This is a genomic window from Ruegeria sp. CI1 (assembly GCF_056536925.1).
The window spans coordinates 232,576-255,074 of the sequence record NZ_JBQFQP010000003.1 but is presented as its reverse complement, the minus strand read 5'-3'; the positions used below and the strand labels follow the sequence as shown (position 1 = coordinate 255,074).

The window sequence follows — 22,499 nt, the reverse complement described above, 5'->3', positions numbered from 1 at the left end:
CGACTGCGCCCCATCCATCAGGCGGCCAAATCGTCAGCGCTGAGCGCATAGAGGTCGGTCGAACCATTTTGTGCCTGTACCAACAGACCCGTGTGTTCCGGCAGCAGTACATTGATATAGAAGCGGGCCAGTTTGGCGCGTGGCCCGTCAGGATCGGCCAAAGCCGCCGACAGGTGATAATTCGCGCCCAGAACTCGGGCAAAAGCACGCAAATATGGTAAAGCCCCGGCAAAGCGTTCAGTCATATCGTCCTGGCCAACAAACCATTCGGTCGCCTCACGCAAAGATTCAGTGGCTTCCCAAACCGGCCCAGCCAGTTCGGGCAACCTGGCGCGTGCGGCTTCGGCCTGCGCCTCGATTTCATCCAGCAGCTTTGAGGCCGCCTCGCCGCCGTCCATCATTTTGCGGCCGACCAGATCCATCGCCTGAATACCGTTCGTACCCTCGTAGATCGCGGTCACGCGCACGTCTCGGTAATACTGAGCCGCGCCAGTTTCCTCGATAAAACCCATGCCGCCATGTACCTGTACTCCGGTCTCGGCCACTCGTATTCCAGTTTCAGTGCCAAAAACCTTGGCAATGGGCGTCAGCAACGCAGCCCGCACTGTCCATTCCGCATCTTCGGTGGCCTTGGCCATGTCGATTGCGACGGCGTTCGCCAGCAGGATCGCTCGAGACGCAAATACGTCGGCACGCATCTCCAATAGCATCCGGCGCACATCCGCATGGTCTATGATCGTCCCCGAAGGCGTCCTGCCCTGTTTACGCTCCAACGCATAGGCCAAGGCATGCTGATAGGCCCCCTCGGCTACACCGACGCCCTGACCGCCGACACCAAGCCGGGCATTGTTCATCATGGTGAACATCGCCGCCATACCACCATGTTCCGCGCCGACGAGCCATCCCGTCGCCCGGTCGTATTGCATCACACAGGTGGGAGAGCCATGCAGGCCCAGCTTGTGTTCCAGCGATACGACCTTGAGGCTGTTTGCAACGCCGGGGTCTCCGTTTTCATCCGGTATGAACTTGGGCACCAAGAACAGCGAAATCCCCTTGGTTCCGGGCATGCCTTCTGGCAGGCGCGCGAGAACCAGATGGCACACGTTGTCACAAAAATCGTTGTCGCCCCACGAGATGAATATCTTTTGTCCGCTGACAGCATAGGTTCCATCGCCGTTGGGTTCGGCCTTGGATGACAGCGCCCCGACATCCGAGCCTGCCTGCGCTTCGGTCAGGTTCATTGTTCCCGACCATTCGCCCGATATCAGCTTGGGCAGATATAGTGCCTTGATTTCGTCGCTTGCATGATGCTCCAGTGCTTCGATCTGGCCCTGGCTCATCAACGGAGCCAGCTGCAGCGACAGGCAGGCAGCGCTCATCATTTCGTTGACGGCGGTCGCTACAGTTGTCGGCAGGCCCATGCCGCCATGCTCCGGATCGCTACTCATCCCGATCCAACCACCATCAGAAATCGCCTTCCATCCGTCCGCATAACCGGGAGTGGTGCGCAGCACGCCGTTTTCCAGCCGGGCAGGTTCCAGATCACCGGGGCGTTGCAACGGTGACATGACCTCTTCGCACATTTTGCCGGCCTCGGTCAGAATGGCGCTGACAACATCCCGGCTGGCTTCGGCAAACAAATCACTCGCCGCCACCTGATCAAAGCCGACCACGTGATCGAACAGGAACTCATAATCGGAGGTGGGGGCGCGATAGGGCATGGCTTTCCTCGGAGGTTATTCTCGGCTTTCACAAGCGCGGGCTTGGATTCCGCTGCTGGCGTCGGTAAGCATCGGAGCTTGATCGATTACCTAACCAACATGATCTTGCAAGCAACCAAAACGCCGCGTCACTGCCTATGAACTCCTGCGTCACCGAATACCTGACCGCCGATCTTGCGGGGCTAAACCGCGCCGCAGAATTGCTGCGGGACGGGCAACTGGTCGCGTTTCCCACGGAAACGGTCTATGGATTGGGGGGCGACGCCTCGAACGGAGAAGCCGTCGCGGCCATCTATGCTGCCAAAGGCCGGCCCAGCTTCAACCCCCTGATCGCCCACGTGGCGTCAATCGAAGCCGCGCGGCGTTATGTTGAATGGAGCGATGAGGCGCAGAAGTTGGCCGATGCCTTCTGGCCCGGTCCGTTGACACTGCTATTGCCGCTGCGACCGGGGCATGGAGTTTCCTCGCTCGTGACTGCCGGGCTGGATACCTTGGCGGTTCGCGTCCCGGCCCATGCGACGGCACGCGCGCTATTGACTGCATTCGACGGTCCGGTCGCCGCGCCCTCGGCCAACCCATCGGGGCGCATCAGCCCGACCACAGCACAGCACGTGCGCTTTGGCCTTGACGGAAGGATCGCCGCGGTGCTGGACGACGGCCCCTGTGGTGTGGGATTGGAATCGACCATTGTAGGGCTGGCAGGGGACCCGACGCTATTGCGCCCCGGAGGAATAGCGGCGGAGCAGATCGAGGCGTGTCTTGAAGCACCTTTGCAACACTATGAGACAGGCGGTGCAGTTTCCGCGCCGGGCCAACTGTTGTCGCACTATGCCCCGGACGCACCGGTTCGGTTGAATGTCCGCACCAGGCGCGGGGACGAAATCCTGCTGGGCTTTGGACCCGTCGAATGCGACTTGAACCTTTCGAAGACAGGCAATTTGTCGGAAGCCGCAGCCAACCTGTTTTCGGCCTTGCACCAGTTGAACGAAACCGGTCGCCCGATTGCCGTCACGCGCATTCCGGAAACCGGCCTGGGTGCAGCGATCAACGATCGCCTGCGCCGCGCCGCTGCACCCAGGCTAACCTGATCAGGCGTGACCCGCACTGGCGGAAAGTGTCAGCGGATCGACGCCAAGTGTCGCCAGAGCGGCCTCCCATTTCTCATCATCGGCCACTTGAAAAACCAGCTCGGGCGAGGCATCGGTGGTAAGCCAGCCGTTCATGGAAATCTCGTCTTCCAATTGTCCGGGGCCCCAGCCGGAATACCCCAGCATCAGCATCGCCTCTGCAGGGCCTCGTCCGGCAGCGATGTCTTCGAGAATATCCAGGGTGGCAGTCATGCTGAACCCGCTCTTTACCGGCATTGAGTGCAGGTTCGCCTCGTAGTCCGAGCTGTGCAGCACGAAACCGCGAGACGTTTCTACCGGCCCGCCAAACCGCACGAGCCGTTCACCCACAACCGGGATTTCGCAGGCAATGTTCAACTGCGACAGGAGCGCCTTGATTCGAAGATCGGCGGGCTTGTTGACGATCAGTCCCATCGCCCCGTCGTCGCTATGGCTGCAAAGATAAATCACCGAATGATCGAAGCGCGGATCCCCCATACCAGGCATCGCGATCAACAGTTTTCCGGTTAGATCCATGCGAACACTCTTTCAATGCTTATCTTTAAACAATGGCCCTCCTGCACCGCGGTTTGCAAGGTATGGGGCACCAATTTTCTCAGATTTCACATTCCTGACCTGAACGTGACTTGGCATTTCCCGATTCAAGGCGCATGTATTCACTATGTTGAAGTTGAAAAAACTGGCGTCCTGCGCCCTGACCGCCTGTATTTCGTTCGCAATGCCTGCTTTGGCAGGCGGGCTTGATGATGTGGTGAGGCTTGAAATCCTGGATGGTGGGTCAACAAAGAATGGCACCTATCTGGGGGCTATTCGGCTGACACTTGCCGAGGGATGGAAAACATATTGGCGCGCGCCGGGCGATGCAGGCATTCCGCCTCAGTTCAACTGGAACGGGTCGGACAATATCGGCGAGATTTCGATTACCTGGCCAACCCCGCACGTATTCGATCAGAACGGGCTGCGGTCAATCGGGTACAAGGACCAATTGGTACTGCCGGTCGAGATTACCCCCGCCAAACCAGGTCAGCCCGTACGACTGAGGGGTGAGATGGATTTCGGCGTTTGCAAGGACGTCTGTGTTCCCGGCAACCTTGGCTTTGATCATACGCTGTCAGGGACAGCCGGGCGCAATCCGGCCATTGCCGCTGCGATGGCCCAGCGACCCTATTCCGAGCGCGAAGCAGGTGTTCAGTCGGCCAGCTGCCACCTGAAGCCGACTCAGAACGGAATGCGGATAGAAGCGCACATCGCCATGCCCCCGGCGGGCGGGGAAGAGGTCGCAGTTATTGAGTCGGGCGATCCGTCGCTTTGGACATCGGAAACGCAAACGACGCGACAGGGAAACAAACTGGTCGCCAGTTCCGAACTCATCAGCAACTCTTCGTCCGCTTTTGCGCTGGACCGCTCGGAAATCCGGATCACGGTGCTTGGGTCCAATCATGCGGTCGATATTCAGGGTTGCACAGCTGGCTAGAACATGAGCCGGACACCCTCCATCGGAGCGTTGGCTGTCGTCATTCATGACGGTCACGTTCTTTTGGTGCAGCGCGGCAAACAACCGGACGCCGGCCTGTGGGGTTTTCCCGGCGGCCATGTGGAATGGGGTGAGACGGTGATGCAGGCTGCAGCACGGGAATTGCAGGAGGAGGCCGGTGTCATTGCTGAACCGGTGCAGTACCTCGATAACCTGGATTTGCTGCGGCGCGATGACTGCGGGAATGTCGTCAGCCACTATCTGCTTGTCGCGGTTACGTGCCATTATATCAGTGGAGCACCTGTTGCCGGGGATGACGCAATGGATGCCGGGTGGTTTCCTGTCGACAAAATTCGTGGGAACGCTTTGCCGATGAGCGCCCGGGTTCCCGATCTTTTGCTTACGGCACTTGAGCGGGCGAGTAACTAGCCACAGTCATTACGTTTTGGTTCGCGACGCCAACCGTGGATATAGCAGCGCCGATATCACCACCGAGGCAAACAGAATAATCAGCGCACCGAGCACAAATAATCCCAAGCCCGCCTGCGCGAGGCTTGCTGTTTCCAGAACTGGTGCGAATTGGGTCAGAAATCCGGGCAAGCCATTATAGACAAGCGGCCATATCATTGTGATACCCATCCAGATCAGCATCAGAACACCTGTGCCCGCCACCGTTGATCGCACCAAAGGGTCCGGACCACGAATAGCCCGGCGCAGCGCCATCAACGGGCGGGCGAAATCGCGCTGTATCGCGAGAAGCGCTGGAACAACGAACAGAACAAGCATCATACCGAACCCCAGCCCGTATACTAGCGTGATCACCGTGGGTTTTAGAAACTGCGCCTGCTGGGATTGCTCGTAAAGCAAGGGCGCAAGACCCAGAACCGTCGTCATAGTAGTCAACATGACCGGACGAAGACGATCCGCCGCTCCGTCGATGATCGACGGAATCAGCCCCCTGTCCCGCTGATATTCATCAATCGTCGTCACCAGAACGATTGAGTCGTTGATGATGATACCTATCATCCCGAGCAATCCGACAACAGTGAACATGGAGAGCGGCACCTCCCAAATGTAGTGCCCCCAGATCGTTCCCACCAATCCGAAAGGTATGATTGCCATTACCACCAATGGTCGGGTCCAACTCGCGAACACCCATGCCAGGACAAGATAAATTCCTGTCAAACACAGGATCAGACCGGTGCGCGCTTCCTTGAGAAACTCGTCCTCCTGCTCGCTCAATCCGGCCATGCGCCATTCGACCTGACGTTCGCTGGCAATTTTGGGCAGGATCTCGTTTTCGAGCGCGGCTGCGATTTCTGCCGCGCGTGCCGGGTCATCTTCGGCAATATCGCCGATCACTGAAATGACGCGCAGCCCGTTTTCACGACGTACGGTTGAGAACCCGACTTCGCGCCGCACCGAGACCACATCAGCCAGCGGAACATATACACCCTTTGGTGTGCGCATGAGCGTGTGCTCCAGAAAATCGGCGGTCAGTTCGTCCTTTGGAAGTTCCACACGTATCTCGGCGCTGCGCGGCCCATCCGGGAAAGTGGCCGCCTCGATCCCGTTAAGACGGTTTCGCAAAGCGCGCCCAAGGGTTTCAATGGTAAAACCAAGCGCCTGCCCTCGGGGCGTCAAATCCAGAATAAATTCTTCCTTGTCATAGGCAAGGTTGTCCTCCAACGCCGAAACTTCGGAGTATCTCATCAGGGCCGCTTGCAAATCTTCTGAAGCGGCCTTGAGCGTTCCGACTTCTGACCCGGAGAACTGCACATCGATTGCATCACCGGCAGGCCCCGACCGGTAGCCCCGGAAAGTCAGAAACTCGGTCATCGGGTGGCGGTTCACGAAATCCTGCAACTCTCCGACAAATTCAAAGCTGGAATAGGGACGAAGATCAGCGTCGATCAACTCAATCGAAATTCCACCCAGCAGATCAATGTCTTTGCCTTCGGCAGCAGACAGGCCCCATCCCGCGTTGCCCCCGACCTCTGCCAGAACATAGTCTATTGGATTTCGCCCGTGCCGCTCCTCGTAGATCTTCCCAAGCTCTTCGGTTGCACGCTGTAATTCTCGCATCATGGCAAACGTATCTGCACGCGTGGCACCTTCGACCATGATGAAGTTGCCAGTAACGGAACCCCGTTCGGGCGCGTTGAAAAACCGCCAGTTCACGTCGCCCCGAATGAACAGGGCAAGCTGGCTCGCCAGGACGACCACCACTCCGGCCAAAACAACGTATCGCGCCCAGATGACCCACGCGATCAGCGGGCGGAAGAGGTGGTCGCGCACCCATCGAAAGCCCCGATTGACGACACGGTTGGGCAGATCATACCAGTGCTCTTTCGCAGAGTGAGCGATCGCATGGGACAAGTGGTTCGGCAGGATCAGGAAGCATTCGATCAGGGACGCCAGCAACACCGCGATCACGGTAAAGGGAATGTCATAGATCAACTCACCGAACCGACCACCGATAGCCGTCAGGCCGAAGAAGGCGATAACGGTGGTTACCGTGGCGGCAAAGACCGGCATCGCCATACGAGAAGCAGCGCGTTCAGAGGCGGCAACCGGAATTTCACCCAACCGACGCGCCCGAAAATCCGCGTGTTCACCAACCACAATCGCATCATCCACAACAATGCCGAGCGTAATGATCAGGCCGAACAGCGACACCATGTTGAGCGACAATCCAGCCATATACATGAATGAAATGGCCGCAAACATCGCAACTGGAATACCGGCTGCCACCCAGAACGCGATACGGGCGTTGAGAAACAAAAACAGCAGGCACACTACAAGGGCCAATCCCATGAGGCCATTGTCGACCAGAATGTTGAGGCGATCCGTTATTGCCTGGGCGCGGGTTCGGATCAATTCGACCGTAACCCCATCCGGAAGACTGGCCTGCATCTGGGTCACGACTTCTTCGACAGTGCGCTGGATCGCAATGGCATCACCGCGATCGGATCGATTCACGCGGACGGACATGGCCGGATGTTCGCCCACATAGTAGCTGCGATTGCGTGTCACACCCTCGATCCGCACGTCGGCCACGTCCTCGATTGTCAGCGTGGAGCCATCCGCAAATGTGCGCAAGGCGATGCCACGGATCTCTTCAGGCGTGCGTTTTTCGATACCGGTTCGAATCCGGGCATTCGCCCCACTCACGTCTCCTGCAGGATTCGCATCAACCTCGGCAGCGATGGCCGCTGCAATTTCGGCCATGCTGATGTCGTTGGCAATCAATTGCGCTGTCGGCACCTCGACCACGATACGCGGAGCCGCAATTCCCCGGATCGTGGTGCGCGTAACACCGGCCTTGAAGAGGCGGGTGATCAGTTCGTCGGTGAATAGCGCCAGCCGCCCCGTGTCCACTGGGCCAGTAACGACGACATCCGTGACCCTGTCGCGCCACCCGCCACGCCGGACGCTTGGCTCTTCGGCATCTTCGGGCAGGTTGGTTACACCGTCGATGATGGTTTGGACCTCATCAACGGCGCGCGACATATCCCAACCCGGTTCGAATTCCAGCTCAATCCTCGCATCACCTTCTCGCGATCTGGATTCCGAGCTCTGCACCCCATCCACCGCCAACAGGGCAGGTTCCAAAACTTGCACGATGGCGTTGTCTACATCTTCAGGCCCGGCTCCTTCCCATTCGACTGTGACCTCGACCTGCTCCGTGATGACATCAGGGAAAAATTGAGCCCGCATATTCGGAATCGCGGCGGCCCCCATCACCAACATGATGATCAAAAGCAGGTTTGCGATTGTGCGATGACGCGTGAAATAGCTGATAACTCCACCGGCTGCGCTGGGGATTTCGCGGATCATCGAACTTATCCCCCGGACCGCGCTTCGATACGATGCACCAACTGTGCGGGTACGCGTGCTTCGGCCAATTGATTCAGGACCCGTGCCTTGTCGTCAGGAGCAAGACGGTCATTTGCTTCGACCGCGGCGACCAAGAGCGCCCGGCGCTCGTCGGTCAGTTCAACCATGCCCGGATCAAGCGCGGTACTGGCCTCTGTCCGCAACGGACGCACCCGCACGCCCTTTCCGAGCAAAGGTGTCCTGCCAATAACAACCTCGCGCCCTTCCAGCCCTTCGCCTCGCACCAGCACTTCGTCCTTTTGGCGGCGCACCAATTGCACCGGGAGTGTTTCGAGACGTTTGTCACGACCAAGCACCAGCACAGTACCCGACGCGTCCAGTGCCGAAGCCGGAAGACGTGCTACCTGTTCAACAGGGTTTTCCTGTACCGATACCGTCACGAAATCTCCGGGTTTGAATCCGGGGGCCTCGTCAAGGCGGGCAAAGATAAGGCGTCCGGACTGCCCCTCTCCGGCCGAGCCGCTGTCTCGGCTGATCCTGCCAGTTGCCGTGAGATCGGTTCCGGTGACCTCCAGCGAAACGGTCACGGGGGCTTCGATCAGAACACCTTTTGCATCAAGCAATCGTACATATTGCGCAGTCGACACCCGAAAGGCGACTTCCAAAGCATAGGGGTCAACCAATTCGGCCAGCTTTTCATTGGCCGACACCAGTCGTCCTTCTACTAATGTCACACCACTGAGAGTCCCATCGTAACGTGCGCGCACCGTCATATCGTCAAGGTCGCGTTTTACGGCATCAAGCGCAATGCGGGCGCGGGCCAGTCGCGTTTCCGTCTGGTCGACCCGCGCCTCAGCTTGCGCTACTGCGATCCTGCGGGCGAGGGTGGCCTGACGCGCCGATACCGCTGCCAGTTCTGCAGTCTCAACTGCCGTGGCAGAACCAAACCCACGTTCTTCGAGATCGCGCTGACGCTGAAGCGCACGGTCGCGCAAAGCGGACTGTTCCGCCGCTGCCTTCAATTCATCCCGTGCCAAAACCAGTGATCTTTCGGCGTCTCGTTCTTCAACCTGAGCATCCAGAAGATCCGATTCGGCACGATCCAAAGCCGATTGCGCGTCAGCAGGATCCAATTCAACCAGAACCTGCCCTGCAGATACCGCGCCGCCCTCTTCGAAGTTTTCCGACAACCAGATCACCCTGCCTCCGGTTGCAGCCCGCAATTCGAGCCGACGTCGGCTTTGTACTTCGCCAAAAACGTCCAGATAAGGAGTCACCGTTTCCAGTTCGGCAGTCACGACGTTGACCGCAAAGATTCGTTCACGCGACGGCGGAGCCGGGTTTTCCTTGTTTACGAAGTCCTGTACTGCGCCAGTGACCAATTGCGCCGCATATAACAGTAGGGCAAGCGTCATCGAGGCCAGAAATACCCCAATAAGGCTTTGCCGCAAGAATCGCATCGGTCACATTGCTCCGATCATTTCTAAGTGCCCTCACAAGTAAGTAGCCGGACTGCAAAAAATGCCAAGCCACAAAGCGTTTACAGGCAGTGAAACGTATGACCAGTCTACTTCCGTCGCTTGTGTTCGTCCAATCGCGGCATGATCTCGACGAAATTGCATGGCATGTGGCGGTAATCGAACTGCTTTTCCAGTATCCCGTCCCAACCATCCTTGCAGGCGCCAGGACTGCCCGGCAGGGCAAACAGATAGGTTCCACCCGCCACTCCGCCAGTGGCGCGGGATTGCACGGCCGATGTACCGATCTTTTCCATCGAAATCATCGTGAAGACGGTGCCGAAGGCCTCGATCTCCTTCTCGTACACGTCCCTGTGCGCCTCGACGGTCACGTCTCGCCCGGTCAATCCAGTGCCGCCGGTCGAGATCACAACGTCAATTCCGGGGTCGGCCACCCATACGCGCAGTTGCTCCGCAATCTCGGTTCTTTCGTCTTTCAGAATTTTCCGGTCGACCACTACATGCCCGGCCTTCTCAATGCGATCGACAAGTGTCTTGCCCGATCGGTCCTCCTCGATGGATCTGGTGTCAGAAACGGTGAGAACCGCAATGCGGACAGGAATGAAATCTTTGCTTTCGTCGATGCGGGACATCGGATCAGGACCTTTCCAGGATAGCCAAGCGTAGGGCGAGGGCCGCGAACAGGCACCCTGAAACCCAGCCCAATACGCGTGAAATCGCAGGGTTGCTCGTTAGCTTCCGGCGCATCGCGCCCGCAAAAAAACCAACTCCGGCGTTGATGAACAACCCCCCGAATGCAAGGACCATGCCAAAGATCAAAAACTGTGGCAGGATTGATCCCGCATTCGGGTTCACAAACTGGGGGATGAAAGCAAGAACAAACAGGATAACCTTGGGGTTTGTCAGATTCACCATCAAACCGTCGCGAAATGAATGGTTGGCAGGCCTTGTCGCAATGTCCGGCGATACCGCTCCAGATCGTATGGCGCCCCAGGCGAGCCAAAGCAAGTAAGAAACACCAAGCCAGCGGATGGCGTCGAACAGAACCGGTGCCGCCTCGACAACCGCCCCAAACCCTAGTCCGGCCAGCGTGACGTGCACCATCGAACCAGTCGAAATCCCAGCGCTTGCAGCCGCCGCAGCGCGAGGACCTGAACGCAGACCCTGCCCCAAGCAAAACATCATGTCCGCCCCAGGCGTCAGGTTCAGCGCCAGCGCCGCCGGAACGAATGTCCAAAAAACAACTGGGTCGATCATTTCAGTGAAAACCAATTGATAGTCGGGCCGAGATTGGCAATTTCGGTCCGACCCATTTTTCCGCGAGCGCCCCAACTGTCGTGGATATGCCCACAAAAAGCCAATGAGGGCTGAATGCGTTCGATCGCATTGCGCACCGCAACCGATCCCACCGACACCCCTTGCGAGGTTTTGTCCCCGATCCCTTTTGGCGGGGAATGGGTGATGAGGATATCGGTATCCTTGCAGCGGTCCAACAACTCTGTCGCTTCAGCCTCGGTCAGATCGCAAGACCAGTCGCCAAAGGGTGTGACCGGTACGCCATAACCCAGCCCGAACATGCGCACCCCATCCACGGTCATTCCGTGGCCGTGCAATACGTGCGCGCCTTCGTGAGCGGCTGTGTCCAATTCTTCCGCACTTTCCGCGTTTCCCGGCACCAGAACCAGAGGGGCTGATATTCTGGAAAGCATCTCCATCGCTTCATCCAGCCCATGCCGCATATTGCAATAGTCCCCGGCGCCGATCACCAGATCAGCATCGTTACTGGCCACCACTAAATCGGCGGCTCGCGTCCGCGCCATATGAAGGTCAGAGAACGCAAGAATTTTCATTTCGCTTCCTCAAGCCGTTCCTTGAGCACCAGAAGATCCGCCCAGGCCTGCCTTTTCATATGAGGCTGGCGAAGAAGATCTGCAGGGTGAAACATCGGTATGACCGGCAGGTTCATTGCTTGTTCCCATTGCCCTCTCAAACGGGTTATGCCGCGCTTTCCCAGTACCGCCTGACAGCTGATATTTCCCATTAGCACCAGAACCGCTGGCTTTGCCAATGCGACATGCCGCTCGAGAAACGGTTTCATCATTCCAATCTCGTCGGGTTTAGGATCGCGGTTTTGCGGAGGCCGCCACGGCAAAACGTTGGTGATATATACGTTTTTGCTGCGGTCTAGTTCGATCGCTGCCAGCATCCGGTCCAGCAAATGACCCGCGCGTCCTACAAATGGGCGGCCCTCCCGGTCTTCATCACGCCCCGGAGCTTCGCCAATGATCATGACGCGCGCGCCTGGTGTTCCGTCTGCAAAGACCAGTTGCCGTGCCCCGCGTTTCAATTCGCACAGATCGAACGCATCCATTGCCGCGCGCAACTCTGGCAATGAGTTTGCACTTCGCGCCGATCTTTGCGCAACCTCGGTCGCATCGGCATCCTTCGGTTTTACATTGACCTCTGGAGTTGGAACAGTTGCCTTGGGCTGTGCCGTCGTGTCGGGTAAAGCATACCGGTCCACCGGGTCATCTCCGATGGCTTCGGTTGCTCCCAACTCGATCTGCCATTCCAGCAGAGCGCGAGCCGTGTGATGATCCAGTACCGATTCCATAGCAATCAATCTAACCGCTTGAACGAAGAGGGAAAGCGAATTGCCCTTGTCATCTGCTCAAGACACACCAAACTAATTGTTTATCATGTATATTAAATCGCTGCTCTTCGTGTCGATAATTGCTCTCGTTCTCGCGAGTAACCAATCGGCACTCGCCAACTTCCACAATCAATGTCCGGCAGGGAAATTGCAGTGCGGCCAATCGAATTGCTGCAACCTTTCCGAAAGATGCAGTTGGGATGGTCACTGCATCCCCTCTGGCGGCACATATTGCGGCGGCGGTCGTTCCTGCGGGCCGTTTGAAGAATGCGTCGCGGGTGGAACGCGGTGCGCTCCGAAAGGATCTGGCAAGTGCACCTCCGGCCTGACTTGCGGGCCGGGAATGATCTGTACTGCTACTGGGGAATGCGTGCGCCAGGAGGAACCGAAACTTCAAGCACCGTCAGGCAATACGTGCAAGGATGGTCGCGTGTGCCCCGGCGGATCGACCTGTTTGCCGAATGGTGGCTGTTCTCGTCCGGATTGGTTCTTGTGCCCGGAAACCGGGTCGCAATGCCGCCCCGGTTTCAAGTGCTCGGCTCATCAAGGTTGCGTCCCGGTTCGCGCCATTGATTGCGGCTATGGGAAATGGTGCAAACCGGGCTTTGCTTGCAACCAGGATGGAGGCTGCGAGGAACTGCCGCAAAAGGAAAACGCGAAGGACCGTTAGATCATGTTGCCCGACCGGCGCGTCCTTTCTATAAGCGGCCCGAATGTCTGATCGGAGTTCGCCCCATGAGTTTCGCCCATCGTCACCTTCTTGGCATCGAACAGCTTTCACCCGCTGACATCACCGCCATTCTGGATCTGGCTGAGAAATACGTAGAGCTTAACCGCCAATCGGCCAAACGCGCCGATGTTCTGGCGGGCCTGACGCAGATCAACATGTTCTTTGAAAACTCCACGCGAACGCAGGCCAGCTTCGAACTGGCGGGAAAGCGGCTGGGCGCGGATGTGATGAACATGGCGATGCAAGCCAGTTCGATCAAGAAGGGGGAAACACTGATCGACACGGCGATGACCCTGAACGCGATGCATCCCGATCTGCTGGTGGTGCGGCATCCGCATTCCGGCGCGGTGGACCTGTTGTCGCAGAAGGTCAACTGCGCTGTTTTGAACGCAGGCGACGGACGGCACGAGCATCCGACGCAGGCGCTGCTCGATGCTTTGACCATCCGCCGCGCCAAGGGGCGGCTCCACCGGCTGAACGTGGCAATTTGCGGTGATATTGCTCATTCCCGCGTGGCACGCTCGAACTTGATTCTGCTGGGCAAGATGGAAAACCGCATCCGCTTGATCGGTCCGCCGACACTGGTTCCCGGCCATTTCGCCGAATTCGGCGCCGAGGTGTATGATGACATGCGCGAAGGCCTTCAGGACGTGGACGTCGTGATGATGTTGCGGCTTCAGAAAGAGCGGATGGATGGCGGGTTCATCCCATCCGAGAGAGAGTACTATCACCGCTACGGCCTTGATGCAGATAAGCTCTCGCTCGCGAAACCGGACGCCATAGTGATGCATCCGGGCCCGATGAACCGGGGCGTCGAGATCGACGGCACACTGGCGGACGACATCAATCGCTCGGTTATTCAGGAGCAGGTGGAAATGGGCGTCGCCGTCCGCATGGCCGCGATGGAGCTTTTGGCCCGCAATTTGCGCGAGGCCGCATGAGTGGATTGACCGTCGCCCAAAGCGAACGAGGCGTTTTACGTTTGTTCACGCTCGACATGCGTGCCGAAGAGGCACGGTTTTTGCGTGAACCGGGCGCGGCGGAACAGGTTCTGAACATACAAGGCTTGGACCATTCACAGATCGAGGTATTCCCCGTTTCCGATCTGGAGGAACTAGGTCTTTATGGCTACCTGACCGAGGGTTGCGGCATTTCCGACGGCCAGCTTGATCGGGTAAAACTTGATGCGCTCGCAGGTTGGGTCATGGTTATTCGCAGCAAGGCGTTCAATGGGCGCGCTACTGTATTGAACCCTGACCCAAGGGTGCAACTGGCTGGACTTTTCACTGAAGCGACCACGAACTGGGCCGGGCAACCCATCGAAACCGAAAGTGCAAAACCCTACTCCGCGCCGCGCGTCCCACCCCGTCAGGCCCGTGCCCAAGCCCGGCGGATCGGATTTGCGCTGTTCGCCGTGATCATGGCTCTCATTGTCGGAGGTGTTCTGTGGCTGGTGAGGTGACCCGCTTTCCCGCTGACAAACAGGCCTATATCCGCACCAATGCGTGGCTTGCCGCCTTTGCCATGGCTGCAGCAATGGCGGTTCTTTGGCTGATCGGCAACCCCTATGTCTGGACCGGCGCGCCTGCCGGGCTGGCCGCAGTCGTCGTGCGCGCCTGGTATCTGGCCTCCGAGGAATTGGCCACCAACTGGGAAATCCGGGACGGCGCCCTCGTCGGACCTGGTCAGCGCAGGATGACGCTCAACCAGATCGAAACCGTGCGCACGATGGGCAGCTTCGTTCAGATCGTCAACCGAAACGGCGACAAACACCTGATCAAGTATCAGACCGATCCCGCCGCCACGAAGGCCGCCATCGAAAGGGCTGTTGGATGAGTGGTGAGTGGTGGCGTGAAAAAATACCGGAGGGCGAGGAGGTTTTGTGGTATCAGCGACCGGAGCAAGGGTTTTTCCCTTTGCGAATTGGTTGGTTCTACAAGATGACAATCGGTCTGATTGCATTAATTTGGCTGGCAAGCCCTTGGATGATTGAGACGGCTGGAGATTTTTGGAAAATTTTTGTCTGTACGATTGGATTGGTCTTTTTCGTTTGGGCTGATCGTTTCATTCGCGCACAACGCGTCTATGTTGTGACCTCGCAAAAAGCGTGGGAGATAAACAAAGACCTGAAGTCGAAATATCTGAAAATCGACCGATTTCTGAACTTTTCTTGCCATCGAAGACGGGTGACTTTTGACCGCCACCCGTTTTTTTCGTTCGATCATCTATCTGACCCGGCTGCCGCATTGCAGGCGCTGAAGCAAGCCCGAGAGACCGCACAATGACTTCCGTTCTTTTCACCAACGCCCGCCTGATCGACCCCGAAGCCGGAAAAGAGTCAACTGGCTGGTTGCAGGTGAACAATGGCTGGATTACCGCCCGAGGCGAAGGAAGCGCGCCGAGTTCTGATGGGCAGACCGTAGATTGCGGCGGCAAATGCCTCGCGCCCGGTATCGTCGATATCGGTGTCAAGGTTTGCGAACCGGGGGAGCGGCACAAGGAGAGCTACAGGTCCGCCGGCCAGGCGGCGGCGGCGGGCGGCGTGACCACGATCGTCACACGCCCGGATACGACACCCACCATCGACACACCGGAGACGCTGGAATTCGTTACGCGACGGGCACAGGCAGATACGCCGGTGAACGTTCTGCCGATGGCTGCGCTCACCAAAGGCCGCGAGGGCCGCGAAATGACCGAAATCGGGTTCCTCTTGGATGCCGGTGCGGTCGCTTTCACCGATTGCGATCATGTGGTCGCCAACACCAAGGTTTTCTCGCGCGCGCTGACCTATGCACGTTCATGCGGCGCACTGGTTATCGCCCATCCGCAGGAACCGGGCCTGAGCAATGGCGCCGCCGCGACCAGCGGCAAAATTGCCACGCTATATGGCTTGCCCTCGGTCTCGCCGATGGCAGAACGTATGGGGCTGGACCGTGACATTGCCCTGCTGGAGATGACCGGGGCGGCCTATCATGCCGACCAGATCACAACCGCCCGCGCCCTGCCCGCGCTGGAACGGGCCAAACGCAACGGGCTGGACATCACCGCCGGAACCTCGATCCACCATCTGACCCTGAACGAATTGGACGTGGCCGACTATCGCACCTTCTTCAAGATCAAGCCACCGTTGCGCTCGGAAGACGACCGGCAAGCCGTGATAGAGGCCGTACGGACAGGGCTGATCGACATTATCAGTTCGATGCACACTCCGCAGGACGAGGAGAGCAAACGTCTGCCCTTCGAAGAGGCCGCCTCGGGTGCGGTCGCGCTTGAAACTCTGTTGCCCGCTGCGCTGCGCCTCTACCACGCCGGACAACTTGATCTGTCGACGTTATTCCGCGCCATGGCGTTGAACCCGGCAAAACGGCTGGGGTTGGAATGCGGCAGGCTTTCCAAAGGTGCACCCGCGGATTTGGTGTTGTTCGATCCGGATGTGCCTTTTGTGCTCGACCGTTTCACTTTGAAATCGAAATCGCAGAATACTCCGTTTGACGGCCAGCGTTTGCAAGGTAGGGTTGCGGCAACCTATGTCGCAGGCAAAGAAGTTTACCGGAGAGCGTAATGCCGCCCATCGAAAACACTATGGCCCAACTCCTGATCTGGGCTGTGATTGGATACGGATTGGGGTCCATTCCTTTCGGCATGATCGTGGCCAAGATCATGGGGCTTGGAAACCTGCGTCAGATCGGATCGGGCAATATCGGTGCCACCAACGTCCTGCGCACAGGCAACAAGGCTGCTGCCGCGTTGACGTTGCTGTTCGATGCCGGAAAAGGCGCCGCCGCTGTTTTGCTAGCCCGCGCCATCACGGGAGAGGACGCGGCACAGCTTGCCGCATTGAGCGCCTTTGTTGGGCATTGTTTCCCGATCTGGCTTGGCTTCAAGGGTGGCAAGGGGGTGGCGACCTTTTTGGGTATTTGGCTGGCACTTGCCTGGCCAGTGGGACTTGCCTGCTGCCTGACCTGGCTTGTCGCTGCACTGGTGACACGTATTTCATCAATGGGCGCGCTTGCCGCTGCGGCTTCGTCGACGATTTGGCTGCTGGTCCTCGACCACGGGACTGCTTTTTTGCTGGGAATTCTCCTGACGTTGCTTATCTTTTGGCGCCATTCAGCAAATATCTCTCGCATCAAGGCCGGGACCGAACCGAAGATCGGACGCTCTTGAAAGCGCCGCAGGTATTTTTGGACGCCTTCTTTGCGTTACCTTCGGGCAGTTTTCAGGGAAAGTCGCAGGGCCGCAGATATATCGCCAGTCGGACCGAACTGGCTGGGAAACGATCGCACAAGCTTGTCGCTCACGAGTTAGGCGGCACCGACTATATTAGCTTGAACCTTTACATCTTGTCAAACGGCAAGACCCTTCTGCGCCCTTGTGAAATGCCCGCAAAGAAAGTCGTGGACTTTGTGGTCGGTCTGGTTCCAAGTCGTTGATCACAAGCTGGAACTCTCTATTTCCGCACAATCTCATTTCGCTCTCGCACATACACAATTGTTTGTTTTGAACGTGAACAGTGCGCGTCCCAACTCGAGTTGCGTGACGCAGATTTCGCGGCACTTCATGTCTTCACATAGTTGGCTGAGCGAAATTTCGGCGGGTCGGCCGCGCATAAAAAGGTAAATCCATGAACAAGATCAAAACACTCCTCAGTGGCGTCGCACTGTCGGTCGCGCTGGCAAGTTCGTCACTGGCGGCGGGCGTGGAAATCAATGCATCTTCAACGGGTTTGGCAATGCAAGGCTATGACCCGGTTGCTTATTTCACCGAAGGCGAGGCAACCAAGGGCAACTGGAAAATCACCACGCTGCATGACGATGCCCTGTACCGTTTTGCCTCTGAAGAAAACAAGGCCGCGTTCGAAGCCAACCCCGAAGCGTATCTTCCGGCTTATGGCGGGTATTGCGCCTTTGGCACGGCGATGGGCTTCAAGTTTGACGGCGATCCAAACTACTGGAAGATCGTCGACAACAAGCTCTACCTGAACCTGTCGGAAGAAATTCAACAGAAATGGGAAGGCGATATTCCCGGCTTTATCGAAAAAGCCAGTGTCAACTGGGAAGACATCGCAGACAAAGACCCGGCGGCGTTGCAGCAGCAATAACTTGCCGAGAAAATACGATATTTCGGCGGCAGGTCATACTGCCGCCGCTTGAGATTTGCATCCGTTGATTGAGAAGGATAATCTGTCGATTATCAATGAGTCCTGATTAATGGACCTGCAGGGCCAACAGATTCTGGCACTGCTCATCAAATGTTCGGAATAAGTGGGAATCCAGTGATCCGCTTTGCGGATCGGGGTGTATCGGAGTGGGCCTACCCTTTGAGCCGATGCGCATCCCAAGAATGCATTTGTACGAAAGGACACTGAGATGACGGGAAAATTGGTACTTGTTTCGACCTTGGCAACATTGGCGACGGGGCCGGGGTTGGCGCAATCTTCGGGCAATTGGAGCGGCTTTTATGCGGGGGCGGAGATCGGCTATGCCGACGTCGACACCAGTGTATCTGGGCTGGACGGTGACGGTGTTATTGGCGGTATCATCCTTGGATATGACTATGACTTTGGCACCTGGGTCGCTGGCGCCGGGTTCGACTATGACTGGACCGACGTCGATCTGTCCGGGGCCGCCACTGTCGAGGATGTCTGGCGATTGAAAGCGCGGGCGGGATACAAGATCAACCCCGACAGCCTGCTTTACGGCGTTGCAGGCTATGCCGAAGCCGGAACCGACAACTTTGGAAGTGATGACGGTTGGTTCATCGGCGCAGGATATGAACAGATCATCGTGCCTAACATCAGCCTTGCCGGCGAATTGCTTTATCACGAGTTTGACAATTTCAACTCGACCGGCGTCGATGTGGACGCAACCACGTTCCAAATTCGTCTGGCTTACCGGTTCTGACAGTGAACGAGGGCCGCACTACCGGATTCAGGTAGTGTGGCCACACACGGTTACAGTAACCGCAGAGGTGCTCAATAGCTGAACGCCCGGTAAATTCGCGTCAGGTCTTCATCCCAATCGCCTTTGTAATGCGCCAGCAACTCGTCTGCCGGTACTTTGCCGGTTTCGATGCTGTCCTTCAATGCATTGAGGAAATGGGCCTCATCTGGCACCAGTCCTCCGGCACCGGGTCGAGCGCGCGCCTTGAGACCAGCCTCGGAAATTGCCACGGCTTCGCGCGCCAGATCATGCATTTTGATACCATTCACTTGGGCTTGCAGACCATCTCTACTGGCTGCGATGCGCAACTCCTCGCGGGTTTCGGCGTCCCAGCCTTTCACCAGATCCCACGCCGCATCCAGCGATGATTGTTCATAAGTCAGCCCGACCCAGAATGCAGGTAGCGCACACAAGCGGCGCCACGGACCGCCATCGGCACCGCGCATTTCGATAAACTTCTTGATCCGGGCCTCAGGAAAAAGAGTGGTCAGATGATCCGCCCAATCGGACAATGTCGGCGTCTCTCCCGGTAATGCGGGCAGTTCGCCTTTGAGGAAGTCACGGAACGACTGGCCCAGCGCGTCGATGTATTTCCCATCGCGATAGACAAAGTACATCGGAACATCGAGCGCATATTCCACCCAACGTTCGAATCCGAAACCTTCTTCGAAGACAAAAGGTACCATCCCGGTACGGTCGGCATCCAGGTCGCGCCATACCCGAGAACGCCACGATTTATGACCATTGGGCTTGCCGTCAAGGAACGGCGAGTTGGCGAACAATGCCGTGGCCACCGGTTGCAACGCGATGGCGACGCGCAGTTTCTGCACCATGTCCGCTTCGGAGGCGAAATCAAGATTGACCTGAACCGTACAGGTCCGCCGCATCATGGTGGTGCCCATGGTGCCGACCTTTTGCATATAACTGTCCATCAGCTTGTAGCGGCCCTTGGGCATCAACGGCATGTCCTCGTGCCGCCAGATCGGGGCCGCGCCCAGACCGATGAAGCCCACGCCGATCTTGTCAGCGATATCCTTGACGTCACGCAGATGCGCGTTCACCTCGTCACAGGTTTCGTGGATCGTTTCCAGCGGCGCTCCGCTGAGTTCCAGTTGACCACCCGGTTCGAGCGAAACGTTGGCACCGTCCTTGGTCAGCCCGATCAGCTTACCGCCTTCTTCCAATGGTGCCCAACCATGCAAGTCGCGCAACCCTTCAAGCACGGCTTGAATCGAGCGTTCCCCCTCGTATGGGAGCGGCTTGAGCGTGTCCTTGCAATAGCCGAACTTTTCATGCTCGGTTCCGATGCGCCACTCGACCTTGGGCTTGCATCCATCCGCCAGGTATTCGGCCAGTTGTTCATGGCGTTCAATCGGTCCTCCGCCGGACTGAGGGATAGACATAGGCCGCGCTCCGATGCTGGGTCTCTAGAAAATGTAGGGGGAAGTCCTGAGGGTAAACGCCTCCGGTGTCAATGCAACCGCAACCCCTGTGGACGAGAAGGATGACGTTCCCAGATCACGACCGGGTGAACCGCGCGTCCTGAAAGCTCCGACAGCATCTGTTCGGTTTTTATTCCGGGAAGGGACGAAAAGACGTCAAAAAGCGCCTCGGCACCTTCGGCATTAACCGGGATGTGAAGACTGGGTTGACCTGGTTGCTCCAACACCCAATGCGCGGGCCGAGTGGTTGGATCAAGCGCCAAACGCTCCAGTTCACGCGCGGCGACCACTCCGCCAGTCAGAGGACCCAGATAGGAAATCTGGCCTTCGTCAACCGAAACGACACCGGGCCCACCTGCACCGTTGCGAAACCGTCCCCGCTGAATACCTATGACCGTCAACGCGACTGAAACGACAATCAACACCCAACCCAGCCAGCCCAATAACCCGCCCGGACCACCAATCCAGCTGATACCAACCAGCATCATCGCAGCAGCAACCAGAATCTCGCGCCAGCGCCACATGGCCGCCTTGGCTTCGGGACGAACAAAGCTCATGTTTCGGGGCTTCCCTGAACACCCTTGTAGGGCGCCTTGATCGCATCGTAGGTCATGTCAGTGAAATCGTACTTCTGGACACGATCTTCAAGGTCTCCATCATCTGCCAAACGGGCCTGCCACAACACGCCTTTTTCGGCCCATTGTATTTCTCCTTGCCAAAGATCGGCCCATTCCCAACCCGGCAGATCAACAACCGCGTCGGTTCCAGGGCCTATCAGGGCATAATTGCTGGATACCAAAGCCCGGTTCTTTTCCCCAATACGAAACCCGCATTGCAAAGCCCAACCGCTTGATACGGGTTTGCGCAGGATCGTCTCGTACCGGTCGCCACAATCGTGCGTCCAGCCACGAAGGCGCATTTTCTCGGCCACCAGTCCGCCCATGTGAAACCCGTCGGTGGAATGGGAAAACGCATCTGTAGCGGCAGGCCGCAATCCATCTTGCATTTCAGCTGGCGCTTCCGCTCCATTCAGCCACAGTGCGCCGATTTCAGTAAATGCACCTCCTCCATGCCAGCTGTGCGACTGAGGCCAATAGGAAATTGCCCGCAACCAGGGCGCGCGCGACACGGCCGTCCAACACCGCCCCCCGCGCCCGGCGAAATAGACGAGATATTTCCCGTCTGGCGAAATGTCCGAGCGGTACTCGTGAATGCGCCCATTAAGCCATTGACCCAATTCAATGGTGTCTTTTTTTCGGTCCCAAAGAATGGATGCCACCTGATCGCTCGGCCCGCGTCGCAGGACCACTGCACGGTCCGAGTTAATGGCCGTCAGCACATGCAGGCGAGGTGCCGTCACCTCCAGTCCCCCAATACCTGCTGCCATAAGGTCATTGCGGCAACCGCAGCCGTATCTGCACGCAAGATACGAGGGCCAAGGCTGACCACATGGGAAAAGGGCAATGTGGACAACCGGGTGCGCTCCTTTTCTGAAAATCCACCTTCAGGGCCAATGAGAATCGCCCAGGGTTGGCCTTTTTCACTTTTCGCCAGGCGCAAGGCCGATCCGGCCTCGGCCTCGTCGCAGAACATCAGTCGGCGGCCTTCAGGCCATTGATCCAGCAACCGATCCAGTTTTGTCAGGTCGCTGACCTTGGGAACGAATGTTCCGCCGCATTGCTCGGCAGCCTCGATCGCGTGAGCTTGCAGTCGATCCTGACGTATGCGCTCGGAATTGGTGAAATCCGTCTGAACCGGAATGATTTGTGCAGCTCCCATCTCGGCGGCCTTTTCCACGATGAAATCGGTTCGTGCCTTTTTGATGGGCGCGAACAGAAGCCACAAATCCGGGGGCATCTGCAACGTGCGTGTCTGCTGGATGCATCGCAATACGCCACCCTTCTTTCCAGTTTCCAACACCTCGGTCTGCCACTCACCGTCCTGCCCGTTGAACAGGGCAACAGGAGCGCCAATGCCAAGGCGCATCACGCCGAACAGGTAATGCGCCTGTTCGCGCGTCAAAGGAACCGATTGCCCCGCACCCAATCGGTGCTCTACATACAGCCTGATTTTCGCACTCATGAGACCCTAC

23 protein-coding genes are annotated in these 22,499 nt (G+C 57.7%); 11 read left to right on the top strand and 12 right to left on the bottom strand.

Features of this window, described 5'->3' with window-relative positions:
- Window positions 1-17: 17 nt before the first annotated feature.
- A complete protein-coding gene (locus ACR0LZ_RS05015) occupies window positions 18-1,721 on the bottom strand; it encodes an acyl-CoA dehydrogenase (RefSeq protein WP_480748676.1) in 1,704 nt (567 codons plus the stop codon).
- A 137-nt stretch (window positions 1,722-1,858) separates the two neighbouring features.
- On the opposite strand from ACR0LZ_RS05015, the gene ACR0LZ_RS05010 reads away from it, so the two are divergent.
- The gene (locus ACR0LZ_RS05010; protein ID WP_480748675.1) at window positions 1,859-2,809 is read left to right on the top strand and encodes an L-threonylcarbamoyladenylate synthase; all 951 of its coding nucleotides are present in this window, start codon (window positions 1,859-1,861) and stop codon (window positions 2,807-2,809) included.
- Here ACR0LZ_RS05010 and ACR0LZ_RS05005 read toward each other — a convergent pair whose 3' ends face one another.
- The gene (locus ACR0LZ_RS05005) at window positions 2,810-3,364 is read right to left on the bottom strand and encodes a YqgE/AlgH family protein (protein ID WP_480748674.1); all 555 of its coding nucleotides are present in this window, start codon (window positions 3,362-3,364) and stop codon (window positions 2,810-2,812) included. It abuts the gene before it with no gap.
- A 145-nt stretch (window positions 3,365-3,509) separates the two neighbouring features.
- On the opposite strand from ACR0LZ_RS05005, the gene ACR0LZ_RS05000 reads away from it, so the two are divergent.
- Together ACR0LZ_RS05000 and ACR0LZ_RS04995 are read left to right on the top strand one after the other, a co-directional pair.
- Complete coding sequence (locus ACR0LZ_RS05000) at window positions 3,510-4,322, top strand: protein-disulfide reductase DsbD domain-containing protein (protein WP_480748673.1); 813 nt, start codon at window positions 3,510-3,512, stop codon at window positions 4,320-4,322.
- 3 nt (window positions 4,323-4,325) lie between these two features.
- A complete protein-coding gene (locus ACR0LZ_RS04995) occupies window positions 4,326-4,751 on the top strand; it encodes an NUDIX hydrolase (RefSeq protein ID WP_480748672.1) in 426 nt (141 codons plus the stop codon).
- A 9-nt stretch (window positions 4,752-4,760) separates the two neighbouring features.
- Here ACR0LZ_RS04995 and ACR0LZ_RS04990 read toward each other — a convergent pair whose 3' ends face one another.
- From ACR0LZ_RS04990 to ACR0LZ_RS04965, 6 genes are all read right to left on the bottom strand, one after another.
- Window positions 4,761-8,162 (bottom strand): efflux RND transporter permease subunit, encoded by a 3,402-nt coding sequence (locus ACR0LZ_RS04990; protein WP_480748671.1) that lies wholly within the window; start codon window positions 8,160-8,162, stop codon window positions 4,761-4,763.
- 5 nt (window positions 8,163-8,167) lie between these two features.
- Complete coding sequence (locus tag ACR0LZ_RS04985; protein ID WP_480748670.1) at window positions 8,168-9,622, bottom strand: efflux RND transporter periplasmic adaptor subunit; 1,455 nt, start codon at window positions 9,620-9,622, stop codon at window positions 8,168-8,170.
- Window positions 9,623-9,729: 107 nt separating this feature from the next.
- Window positions 9,730-10,272, bottom strand: a complete 543-nt coding sequence (moaB, locus tag ACR0LZ_RS04980; RefSeq protein ID WP_480748669.1) for a molybdenum cofactor biosynthesis protein B — start codon at window positions 10,270-10,272, stop codon at window positions 9,730-9,732.
- Between the two features lie 4 nt (window positions 10,273-10,276).
- Window positions 10,277-10,897, bottom strand: a complete 621-nt coding sequence (locus tag ACR0LZ_RS04975; RefSeq protein ID WP_480748668.1) for a LysE family translocator — start codon at window positions 10,895-10,897, stop codon at window positions 10,277-10,279.
- The gene (locus ACR0LZ_RS04970) at window positions 10,894-11,490 is read right to left on the bottom strand and encodes a metallophosphoesterase family protein (RefSeq protein WP_480748667.1); all 597 of its coding nucleotides are present in this window, start codon (window positions 11,488-11,490) and stop codon (window positions 10,894-10,896) included. Before ACR0LZ_RS04970 ends, ACR0LZ_RS04975 begins: the two co-directional genes overlap by 4 nt.
- Window positions 11,487-12,254, bottom strand: a complete 768-nt coding sequence (locus ACR0LZ_RS04965; protein WP_480748666.1) for a uracil-DNA glycosylase — start codon at window positions 12,252-12,254, stop codon at window positions 11,487-11,489. The genes ACR0LZ_RS04970 and ACR0LZ_RS04965 overlap by 4 nt, the downstream gene beginning before the upstream one ends.
- A 774-nt stretch (window positions 12,255-13,028) precedes the next feature.
- On the opposite strand from ACR0LZ_RS04965, the gene ACR0LZ_RS04960 reads away from it, so the two are divergent.
- From ACR0LZ_RS04960 to ACR0LZ_RS04925, 8 genes are all read left to right on the top strand, one after another.
- Window positions 13,029-13,964 (top strand): aspartate carbamoyltransferase catalytic subunit, encoded by a 936-nt coding sequence (locus ACR0LZ_RS04960; protein ID WP_480748665.1) that lies wholly within the window; start codon window positions 13,029-13,031, stop codon window positions 13,962-13,964.
- Entirely contained in the window at window positions 13,961-14,485 is a 525-nt protein-coding gene (locus ACR0LZ_RS04955; RefSeq protein ID WP_480748664.1) for a hypothetical protein, read from the top strand. The genes ACR0LZ_RS04960 and ACR0LZ_RS04955 overlap by 4 nt, the downstream gene beginning before the upstream one ends.
- On the top strand, window positions 14,470-14,859 hold the full coding sequence (locus ACR0LZ_RS04950) for a hypothetical protein (protein ID WP_480748663.1): 390 nt from the start codon (window positions 14,470-14,472) through the stop codon (window positions 14,857-14,859). The genes ACR0LZ_RS04955 and ACR0LZ_RS04950 overlap by 16 nt, the downstream gene beginning before the upstream one ends.
- Window positions 14,856-15,308, top strand: a complete 453-nt coding sequence (locus ACR0LZ_RS04945; protein WP_480748662.1) for a hypothetical protein — start codon at window positions 14,856-14,858, stop codon at window positions 15,306-15,308. The genes ACR0LZ_RS04950 and ACR0LZ_RS04945 overlap by 4 nt, the downstream gene beginning before the upstream one ends.
- Window positions 15,305-16,585: a dihydroorotase gene (gene pyrC / locus ACR0LZ_RS04940; protein ID WP_480748661.1), complete on the top strand. Its 1,281-nt coding sequence runs from the start codon at window positions 15,305-15,307 to the stop codon at window positions 16,583-16,585. The genes ACR0LZ_RS04945 and pyrC overlap by 4 nt, the downstream gene beginning before the upstream one ends.
- On the top strand, window positions 16,585-17,190 hold the full coding sequence (plsY, locus tag ACR0LZ_RS04935) for a glycerol-3-phosphate 1-O-acyltransferase PlsY (protein WP_480748660.1): 606 nt from the start codon (window positions 16,585-16,587) through the stop codon (window positions 17,188-17,190). Before pyrC ends, plsY begins: the two co-directional genes overlap by 1 nt.
- A gap of 457 nt (window positions 17,191-17,647) precedes the next feature.
- On the top strand, window positions 17,648-18,124 hold the full coding sequence (locus ACR0LZ_RS04930) for a YHS domain-containing (seleno)protein (RefSeq protein ID WP_480748659.1): 477 nt from the start codon (window positions 17,648-17,650) through the stop codon (window positions 18,122-18,124).
- Window positions 18,125-18,392: 268 nt separating this feature from the next.
- Window positions 18,393-18,926 carry an outer membrane protein gene (locus ACR0LZ_RS04925; RefSeq protein WP_480748658.1) on the top strand — a complete coding sequence of 178 codons (534 nt, stop codon included), beginning with the start codon at window positions 18,393-18,395 and terminating at the stop codon, window positions 18,924-18,926.
- A gap of 71 nt (window positions 18,927-18,997) precedes the next feature.
- On the opposite strand, the gene ACR0LZ_RS04920 is transcribed toward ACR0LZ_RS04925, so the two are convergent.
- The 4 genes from ACR0LZ_RS04920 to ACR0LZ_RS04905 form a co-directional block, all read right to left on the bottom strand.
- Window positions 18,998-20,368 carry a glutamate--cysteine ligase gene (locus ACR0LZ_RS04920; protein WP_480748657.1) on the bottom strand — a complete coding sequence of 457 codons (1,371 nt, stop codon included), beginning with the start codon at window positions 20,366-20,368 and terminating at the stop codon, window positions 18,998-19,000.
- Between the two features lie 68 nt (window positions 20,369-20,436).
- Complete coding sequence (locus ACR0LZ_RS04915; protein ID WP_480748656.1) at window positions 20,437-20,964, bottom strand: hypothetical protein; 528 nt, start codon at window positions 20,962-20,964, stop codon at window positions 20,437-20,439.
- Entirely contained in the window at window positions 20,961-21,767 is an 807-nt protein-coding gene (locus ACR0LZ_RS04910) for a hypothetical protein (protein ID WP_480748655.1), read from the bottom strand. The genes ACR0LZ_RS04915 and ACR0LZ_RS04910 overlap by 4 nt, the downstream gene beginning before the upstream one ends.
- Window positions 21,764-22,489: a 16S rRNA (uracil(1498)-N(3))-methyltransferase gene (locus tag ACR0LZ_RS04905; RefSeq protein WP_480748654.1), complete on the bottom strand. Its 726-nt coding sequence runs from the start codon at window positions 22,487-22,489 to the stop codon at window positions 21,764-21,766. The genes ACR0LZ_RS04910 and ACR0LZ_RS04905 overlap by 4 nt, the downstream gene beginning before the upstream one ends.
- Window positions 22,490-22,499: the final 10 nt, after the last annotated feature.

Excerpts from the sequence above, each read along its gene's own strand:
- ACR0LZ_RS05015 (WP_480748676.1), bottom strand. The coding sequence starts at position 1,721 with ATGCCCTATCGCGCCCCCACCTCCGATTATGAGTTCCTGTTCGATCAC.
- ACR0LZ_RS05010 (WP_480748675.1), top strand. The coding sequence starts at position 1,859 with ATGAACTCCTGCGTCACCGAATACCTGACCGCCGATCTTGCGGGGCTA.
- ACR0LZ_RS05005 (WP_480748674.1), bottom strand. The coding sequence starts at position 3,364 with ATGGATCTAACCGGAAAACTGTTGATCGCGATGCCTGGTATGGGGGAT.
- ACR0LZ_RS05000 (WP_480748673.1), top strand. The coding sequence starts at position 3,510 with ATGTTGAAGTTGAAAAAACTGGCGTCCTGCGCCCTGACCGCCTGTATT.
- ACR0LZ_RS04995 (WP_480748672.1), top strand. The coding sequence starts at position 4,326 with ATGAGCCGGACACCCTCCATCGGAGCGTTGGCTGTCGTCATTCATGAC.
- ACR0LZ_RS04990 (WP_480748671.1), bottom strand. The coding sequence starts at position 8,162 with ATGATCCGCGAAATCCCCAGCGCAGCCGGTGGAGTTATCAGCTATTTC.
- ACR0LZ_RS04985 (WP_480748670.1), bottom strand. The coding sequence starts at position 9,622 with ATGCGATTCTTGCGGCAAAGCCTTATTGGGGTATTTCTGGCCTCGATG.
- moaB (WP_480748669.1), bottom strand. The coding sequence starts at position 10,272 with ATGTCCCGCATCGACGAAAGCAAAGATTTCATTCCTGTCCGCATTGCG.
- ACR0LZ_RS04975 (WP_480748668.1), bottom strand. The coding sequence starts at position 10,897 with ATGATCGACCCAGTTGTTTTTTGGACATTCGTTCCGGCGGCGCTGGCG.
- ACR0LZ_RS04970 (WP_480748667.1), bottom strand. The coding sequence starts at position 11,490 with ATGAAAATTCTTGCGTTCTCTGACCTTCATATGGCGCGGACGCGAGCC.
- ACR0LZ_RS04965 (WP_480748666.1), bottom strand. The coding sequence starts at position 12,254 with ATGGAATCGGTACTGGATCATCACACGGCTCGCGCTCTGCTGGAATGG.
- ACR0LZ_RS04960 (WP_480748665.1), top strand. The coding sequence starts at position 13,029 with ATGAGTTTCGCCCATCGTCACCTTCTTGGCATCGAACAGCTTTCACCC.
- ACR0LZ_RS04955 (WP_480748664.1), top strand. The coding sequence starts at position 13,961 with ATGAGTGGATTGACCGTCGCCCAAAGCGAACGAGGCGTTTTACGTTTG.
- ACR0LZ_RS04945 (WP_480748662.1), top strand. The coding sequence starts at position 14,856 with ATGAGTGGTGAGTGGTGGCGTGAAAAAATACCGGAGGGCGAGGAGGTT.
- pyrC (WP_480748661.1), top strand. The coding sequence starts at position 15,305 with ATGACTTCCGTTCTTTTCACCAACGCCCGCCTGATCGACCCCGAAGCC.
- plsY (WP_480748660.1), top strand. The coding sequence starts at position 16,585 with ATGCCGCCCATCGAAAACACTATGGCCCAACTCCTGATCTGGGCTGTG.
- ACR0LZ_RS04930 (WP_480748659.1), top strand. The coding sequence starts at position 17,648 with ATGAACAAGATCAAAACACTCCTCAGTGGCGTCGCACTGTCGGTCGCG.
- ACR0LZ_RS04925 (WP_480748658.1), top strand. The coding sequence starts at position 18,393 with ATGACGGGAAAATTGGTACTTGTTTCGACCTTGGCAACATTGGCGACG.
- ACR0LZ_RS04920 (WP_480748657.1), bottom strand. The coding sequence starts at position 20,368 with ATGTCTATCCCTCAGTCCGGCGGAGGACCGATTGAACGCCATGAACAA.
- ACR0LZ_RS04915 (WP_480748656.1), bottom strand. The coding sequence starts at position 20,964 with ATGAGCTTTGTTCGTCCCGAAGCCAAGGCGGCCATGTGGCGCTGGCGC.
- ACR0LZ_RS04905 (WP_480748654.1), bottom strand. The coding sequence starts at position 22,489 with ATGAGTGCGAAAATCAGGCTGTATGTAGAGCACCGATTGGGTGCGGGG.